General features: G+C 64.7%; 1 protein-coding gene. It reads left to right on the top strand.

The annotated features are described in order from the left end of the window. Positions 1–24: 24 nt before the first annotated feature. Positions 25–252, top strand: a 228-nt coding sequence (locus ACZ3HH_RS30780) for a hypothetical protein (RefSeq protein WP_465810465.1), incomplete at its 3' end; no start/stop codon positions are given.

Below are 252 nucleotides of genomic sequence, written 5' to 3'. Positions count from 1 at the left end.
CGGAAACACGAAGAAAGGCTGTCCATGAAGGTCGGCTTCGGCATCCACGGTCCTCGTCTGACCGATCGTACGCTGGGTTTCGCGCGTCAGATCGGCGCGACGCACATCGTCGCGCACCTGGTCGGCGGCCGCCCTACCGATTCGTTCGAGAAGCTCCTGAGCGCTCCCGGGTTCACCACCTATGCGGATGACCCCCGATATACGCGCGAGGGACTCACGGCCATCAAGGCGCAGGTCGAGTCGCACGGGCTC

The sequence above is a fragment of the Pseudomonas sp. PME37.24/025 genome (genome assembly GCF_055556615.1).
This window is presented reverse-complemented; position numbering and strand designations above follow the sequence as displayed.